At 61.2% G+C, this 6,848-nt stretch carries 4 protein-coding genes; 3 read left to right on the forward strand and 1 reads right to left on the reverse strand.

Going from position 1 to position 6,848, the window contains the following annotated elements:
• Nucleotides 1-606 (forward strand): S8 family serine peptidase (locus tag RJQ10_RS04050; protein WP_350143884.1); only part of this gene is annotated, 606 nt, incomplete at its 5' end.
• A gap of 36 nt (nt 607-642) precedes the next feature.
• Nucleotides 643-1,626, forward strand: a complete 984-nt coding sequence (locus RJQ10_RS04055) for an outer membrane beta-barrel protein (RefSeq protein ID WP_350143886.1) — start codon at nt 643-645, stop codon at nt 1,624-1,626.
• 46 nt (nt 1,627-1,672) lie between these two features.
• Here RJQ10_RS04055 and RJQ10_RS04060 read toward each other — a convergent pair whose 3' ends face one another.
• A complete protein-coding gene (locus tag RJQ10_RS04060; protein ID WP_350143888.1) occupies nt 1,673-5,476 on the reverse strand; it encodes a S8 family peptidase in 3,804 nt (1,267 codons plus the stop codon).
• A 505-nt stretch (nt 5,477-5,981) separates the two neighbouring features.
• Here RJQ10_RS04060 and RJQ10_RS04065 point away from each other — a divergent pair.
• Entirely contained in the window at nt 5,982-6,830 is an 849-nt protein-coding gene (locus RJQ10_RS04065; protein ID WP_350143890.1) for a HigA family addiction module antitoxin, read from the forward strand.
• Nucleotides 6,831-6,848: the final 18 nt, after the last annotated feature.

Raw genomic sequence — 6,848 nt, forward strand, 5'->3', positions numbered from 1 at the left:
ATCCTGTCGTTGCGGGCCTCGGGTACGGACCCGATGGCCCTGATCGATGACGCCTACGAGAGCGCCGCGAACATTCGCGGGGAAGACGCAAGTCTGTACGTCAGTTCCGGCACCTCCTTCGCCGCGCCGTTCGTCGCCGGCGCCGCCTCACTGCTGTTCGCCATCAATCCGGAGCTCACCGGCCCACAGGTGCGCAACATGCTGCTCCAGTCGGCGGCGGATATCGGCGCGCCCGGCATCGACACGTTGACCGGGTTTGGGCGCCTCGACGTCGCCGCAGCGCTGGCAGCCGACCCCGATTTCTTCGTGACGGGCAACATCACCGGCATCGCCAGCCAGCGGCGCGACGGCGCGGTATTCGTCACGGTAATGGGCAGCGCCGACGCGGACCGCTTCGCCACTGCGCGAGTGGAGATCGGGCAAGGCGACGATCCCACCGGGTGGCAACCTGCGGCACCGGCTCTCACGGCACCGGTGCGTGGCGGTGAACTGGCCGCCATACCCGCGAGCCTGCTGCGCGGCGCCGACCGCTGGACCATTCGGCTCACGGTTGAACACGACGATGGCCGCACCCGCGAAACGCGTTCTGACCTGAAACTGAAGTAACCTGACCTGGAAAGACAACAACAAGAGGATTTACCCATGATGCCCCGACATACTCTCCCGCTGTTCCTGTTCGCCCTTCTGCTCACCCCCGCCAGCCTCGCCATGGTGGTCGAGGTAGGGGTGATTTCCGGTCTGCCGCCCAATACGGTCGTTGAACTGGACCTCGGCCTCAATGAACCCGCCACAGCCAAGAGCAACTCGGACGGCGAAGTCTCGATCACTGACGACGAAGACGATGACGATAGCACCCTGTACATCCCCTTTGGCTCGGATGGACGCTGGACCCTGCGCGACGCGCGCACCGGGACGGCGTTGGGGGATTTGAACATTCAGGGCGCCAGCATCACGGTAGCATCCCTCGGCAGCGCGACCCAAGGCATGGGCACTCTCGCGGGGCGCTGGGACGCGCGCGGTTTCCTCCATGCCTCCGCGTCCATGATCTACCTGGATGACATCAAGACCAACACCGAGAATGGCGCTGGTCTGGCCAGGGCGGATGGCTTCACCGTCCAGTCCTCCGCCGACGACGATGCACTGGGCTGGAGTGTCGGAGTGGGCTTCGCCATCAGCAACGACAAGGACTGGTTCTCCATGGGCTCTGACCAGTGGCAGTTCGGGTTGACCTATAGCCGGTATGACAAAATAGAGGGCCGATTCACCGCAAGCCAGCCCGGCGGAACGCTCGAGTCCAGCGGTAAACAGGACATTGATTCCTGGCGCGTGTCGATCGGCTACGAGTACTTTGTCGCCGACGGCTTCGGGCTCAACCTGAACCTGGGCTACGACTTTTACGACACTGAAGACTCCGGGAAGATCGTATTCGCGGAGACGGGCCAGGTGTTAGGCTTCTTCGATGAATCCGACAGCGACGAAACCGTGAGCATCGGCGTAGGCCTGTCCTACTATTTTTGCGATACCACGGCGATACGCGCGTCCTACCGCTACAGCTTCGACAAGGTGGGCAGTTCGCAGAGCGACGAACCGTCACTCTTCGAGTTGGGGGTCATCTACACCTATTGACAAGGGGCGGGGCGCAGAGAGACACCCGGCGCCGGCGGCCCGTACGTTACTTCAACGTAAGTTGATAGCGATGCTCTCGCGTGCGGCCGTTCTCGTGGCTCGCGTCCAGGCGAATCGTCCACTGCCCGGCGCCGGCCAGGTCGACCGCCGGCACCTGTGCCAGTTCTCCCTCCGTGACGGGACGCTGCAGGGTGGCGACGCGCCGCCATTCTGTCGGCGCAAGCCCCTCCCCGATGTAGACGGTCGCGCCTGCATAGCGCTCGGCATCCGCGCTGCCCAACACCTGCACAAGTACGTTATCAGCAACCTGTTTGACCGCCACACCAGAGATGCGCGCGATAACGTAAAACTCGGGTGAGCTTTCCAGTGCCGCACGCGCGTTCAACAGACCGTAGCCGGTGAGTGGGTCATACCCGGGGGCCTCGATATCCTCTGCCGATTGTTGCAGCATACGTGTCAACTGCCTGGCATCCAGGGCCGGCTGTGCCTGCAAGAGAAGCGAGGCCACGCCACTGACGAAAGGCGCGGCGAACGAGGTGCCGGAGGCGTGATAGAGCAGCCTGTCCTGGCCTACGATGTAACTCTCGCGTGCATACCGCGGGTCGATGAAAAATGCCGGGTCGGTATAGCGCGCCCGCAGTGAAAGTATTTCCGAACCAGGAGCGGCAATATCTACCGCGCTACCCCAGTTCGAATAGGGTGCGCGCCTGCCCTCGACATCAACCGCGGCCACGGTAAGCGCCTCCGCTATCCCGGCCGGCCAGAAACCCGCTGTATCCACGCCCGCATTGCCCGACGCTACCACCACCAGCACGCCCTTGCGCGCGGCGTACTCCAGTGCGATCTGCTCCGCCGGGGAATAAACCGGGCCGCCGAGGCTGACATTCACCACCGATGCGCCGTTGTTGACGGCGTACACGACGGCGGCGGCGACATCTATGCTACTGCCGGCCCCTAGGTAATTGGCCACCTTGAGCGGCATGATACGCGCTGTGGGATTCACCCCGGCGATGCCAACGCCGTTGTCGACAGCCGCCCCGATTATGCCGGCGACGATCGTGCCGTGCCCGTTCGTATCGGACGTGTCGGCGCTGTCGCTGAGAAAATTCCAGCCATGTACATCGTCGACGAACCCATTACCGTCATCGTCGACACCATTGCCGGGTATCTCCCCCGCATTGCTCCAGAGGCTGTTGCGTAGCTCGGGGTGCTCGGAGTCGACGCCGCTGTCGATGACCGCTACGATCACCGGATCGGCCTCGCCGGCGCCACTAGCGCGGCCGGTTGCCTGTATCGCCCGCAGCCCCCAGGTGTCCGGCAAGCCGGCTCTGATGGTGCCCATCGAGGACAGGTAGGGATCATTCGGCTGCGCAAGCGTCTGAATGGTGCGCAGCACCCCGCTGCAACCCAGAGGCGCGCGCCAGCCCCCCTCGTCTGCGGTGCTGTCGTCCTCACAGGGATTCGCGGCCGGTTGCGGGTTCGTCAGCTGGTCGCAACCGCCCGAGGAACAGTCACTGGTATACCAGTCCATCACGGGCGACCCCTGGCAGCTGGGCGGTGGCGTGCCTGCACCTTCTCCGTCGCTGGCGTCGGGAAACAGTGCGTCCTGCAAATCGTCGATGCAGATAGCGTCGCCGATGGCGGGCGACTGGTAGGGGTCGACCGGCGTATACTGTGGCGTGCTTTCTTCCTCCACCGCACACTGCAGCTCGCACTCTTCAAGGTCGGCCTTGCGCAACTCATACGCTACCTCGAAGCGTCGCCACTGCTCCCGAGCAACCCCGGTGCTATCGAAGGCCCAGTCGGTATCCCGATATTTAATCATATAAGCGGCCATCCAACTGCTGTATTGCTCAAGAATCCAGTCGTTTATGCGTCGCGCATGCTCGAGGCATTGCTCACACGTCGTAGTGACATACAGCAGCATGGTCAGGTCGGCAGACGGATCCGAGCCGTCGTAAACGTGTCCCATTGCCTCGGGAAGTACACCCACTGGCAGGCTCGTCCTGAGGCGGCATTTTGTCGCCACGCAGTGCCGCCACTCGACGCGTACCAGCAGCGCCTTTTCTTCAAGCGCAGTGAGCTCTTCGGACCGGTGGCGAATTTTTACCTCCAACTCATCCAACTGGGCATCGATGCTGCGCACTTTTTCGAGGATCTGCCGCAAGGAGCGGTTAACCTGCGCCCGCCGCCTACTACTGAGATCGAGCTCCAACGCTGCTGCAAGTGTGTGACGCCGGCTGAGGTACCACCCCAAGTGACTGAAAAGCCTGTATTTTTCCAGATAAAGTGATTCGATTTCGGCATTTTTGGCTTTCCATCGCTCGACCATCTCGCGGTAGCGATACCAGTAGTCGTTGCACGGCTCACAACGATTGAACTCGTCGGCCCAACGCCGCTCAAGCTCCTCACTAGTCAACGGCTTTTCGGTCTCCACCCCTGTGACGTGTGTCGACTCTGGAGGGGCTTCATTCACCGGAGTTTCGATAAGCGGTGTTAACTTTATCTCCGCTGGCGGGTCTGGCGGCGGATCGTCACAGCGGGGCAGGCACTCACGCAGAGCATTGTTCGCTTCTTCCAACCGGTCGAGCAGGGCGTTCCAGCGCGACAGGCCATCGCTGCTAAACCCGTTGGCGAGCATTTCACCGACAATCGTATTCATATCCCGTGCGATGGTATTGCGGGCCTCCGCCTGCGGTGCACACGCTGTGCAGTTCTGTGTCGCAATGCGCACATAGGGCGGCAGGGCCGCCTGCCCACTCTCCGGAACAGGTTCGGGCGCCGTCGTCGGCGCGGCCTGGCCGTCCTTGAGCCTGCAGGATTCCTCGCAGTCCCGGACTGCCTGTTGCAGCCCCAGCAACTCCCCCAGCAGTGCGTCGAGCTCTTCCTCGGCGGTCCCGATGGCGCGGGTTTCCCGTTCGTAGGTCGCTTCCAGGTCCCAGAGGTGCTCCTCCATCGCGTTGGCTACGGCCTCCCAGTCACCCGTCTGCGCTTTGCGGCGGTGTGCGTGAATCGCGCGCAGGCGGTAGCTGATGGCTTTGCTCGTGACTCCCCTGCTCTGCGTGAGCTTGGCGATGGCTCGCTGTTTGGCGTTGATTTTCGCAGTGTGATCGTTGTGCGCGTTCACCTGGGGTCGGCACTGTACGCAGAGCGTCGTGATGGGCCTCACAGGCGGTGGCAGCACCAGCGGCGGCGGTTCGATCATGTCGGGAAACTTTTCGTCCGCCGACAGATCGGTCAGGTCCGCCGGATCCTCCCCCAGTATTCCGGGATCATCGAAGACCTCAGCGAGACTCGCGTCTAGGTCGAGTTCGTCGATCCAGTGCGGCGATTCCGAGGGGTCATCGGGATAGGGCTGCCAGTCTTCGTACTCCTCCTCGTTCTCGGCGGTGCAGCACACACAATTGCCCTTTGCCAGGTATATGTAGAACGCCTGCACGTAGCCCTCGCGCATACCGTAACGAGCCTCGAACTCGAGATCCGCGCTCCAAACAGCGCTTAAAGCCTTGATATTGCGCAGCGCGGCGGTCTTCTTCGGGTCACTGTTCGGTACGTAGTACACGGTGATCGATGGAACGGCGGGGCTGTCCTCCAGGCACATCTCACAGTCCGGCAGCTCGTCGTACAGGTGCATCAGGCGCTCTGGCACACCCATGCTGTGCGCTGTCGCCTTCATCTGCGCCTTTATCTCCGCCGCCCTGGCCTTATCCTCACGCTCCCAGTCACTGCAGTACTCCCCGGCCGCCCCGGTCGCGTGAGATGCCTGCAGCAGGCTGAACACGCAGGCAAGCAGCGCGAGGAGCGCCCGGCGGGAAACACGTGAAGGAGCGCGAGGGTTAAAGAATGACATGCTGGGAATGCTTGCGGGACATGTCGACGGCCTAAGTCAGACTAGGCTGCCACGCAAACTGCAAGGAACCAGGTCGACACAGATGATGCGAAGTTGGTAGAGGTTGGTCACGCAATAGCTCCTTCTGCTGGCACTGATTGCTTCTGTCGCTGCGTATCGGGTCCAGGAACGGGCTGCGCATTGGGACAGGGCAACTCGCATTCCGAGCTAGCACAACCTAGTGTTCAATGGAGTTTAGTACATTTAGCGCATCCCGCAGGTATAGGACATATTTCTGCCGCTTGCAAACCTGGGAGGATCATATAGGCAGATCAAGATAGAGAGCGAGTGTTGATTGCAACAAACATCAGCTCACCAACATTGTTCGTAAATCAGGAATTTCCCACCCTCGCGCATACTCTATTCGCACACTGCTTTGCGCCCCCCCCCCCCCCGTTTTCCGCTGGAGTGGCGGGCAGTCACAAGATGTGCAGATATCGGATTACCACAGATAGAGGTATTGGAAATGAACAAGCAACCCAAAAACCCGTTCCATCCCGGCGAGATGCTTATCGAGGAATTCCTTGAACCTCAGGGCATGACTCAGGCTGAGTTTGCCAGGAAAATTGGGTGGACCAAAGCACGACTCAATGAGCTTGTCCGCGGGAAACGTGGTACCACGGCAGAGGCTGCTTTAGACCTCGCTGACGCTTTGGGGACATCGTCAAAACTCTGGATGAACCTCCAGGCATTACCCGGGCGAGACAACGTCCGACTCATCGTCATGGACATGTCGGAAACCTACCGCGCAATTGCCCGACGATACTTCCCCAATGCGAAGATCGTGGCTGACCGCTTCCACGTGATTCGTCTGGTGAATCAGCACTTCCTGAAGGCCTGGCAGGAGCACGACCCCGAGGGCCGCAAGAACCGCGGCTTGATTAGCCTGATGCGCCGCCATGAATGGCGCCTGTCACCAGAGCAGCGCGATAACCTCGGCAACTACCTGAGTGCGTTCCCGGTGCTCAACGCCCTGTACCAGGCCAAGCAGCGGCTAAACCGGCTGCTGCTCCTGAAAACCTTGACCAGAAAACGGGCCGAAAGAGCACTGCCCAAGCTACTCACACTGATCAAGCAGCTCCACGCCAGTCCGCTTCACCGGCTGGCGAGGACCCTCACATCCTGGCTCGAGCCCGTTACCGCCATGTGGCGATTCTCGAAGAGTAATGGGGTGACCGAGGGCTTCCACAACAAAATGGAGATGATGACCAGGAGGGCTTATGGGTTCAGGAATTTTGAGACTTATCGACTGAGAGTCTTAACCCATTGTGGGTGGGCGGTGCGGCGTTCCGCTGGCATTATCAACCGGGTTTAGTGAAAATCGGTCGGTCCC

Origin of the sequence: Haliea sp., from assembly GCF_040222615.1 — a bacterium.
Taxonomy (GTDB): domain Bacteria; phylum Pseudomonadota; class Gammaproteobacteria; order Pseudomonadales; family Halieaceae; genus Haliea.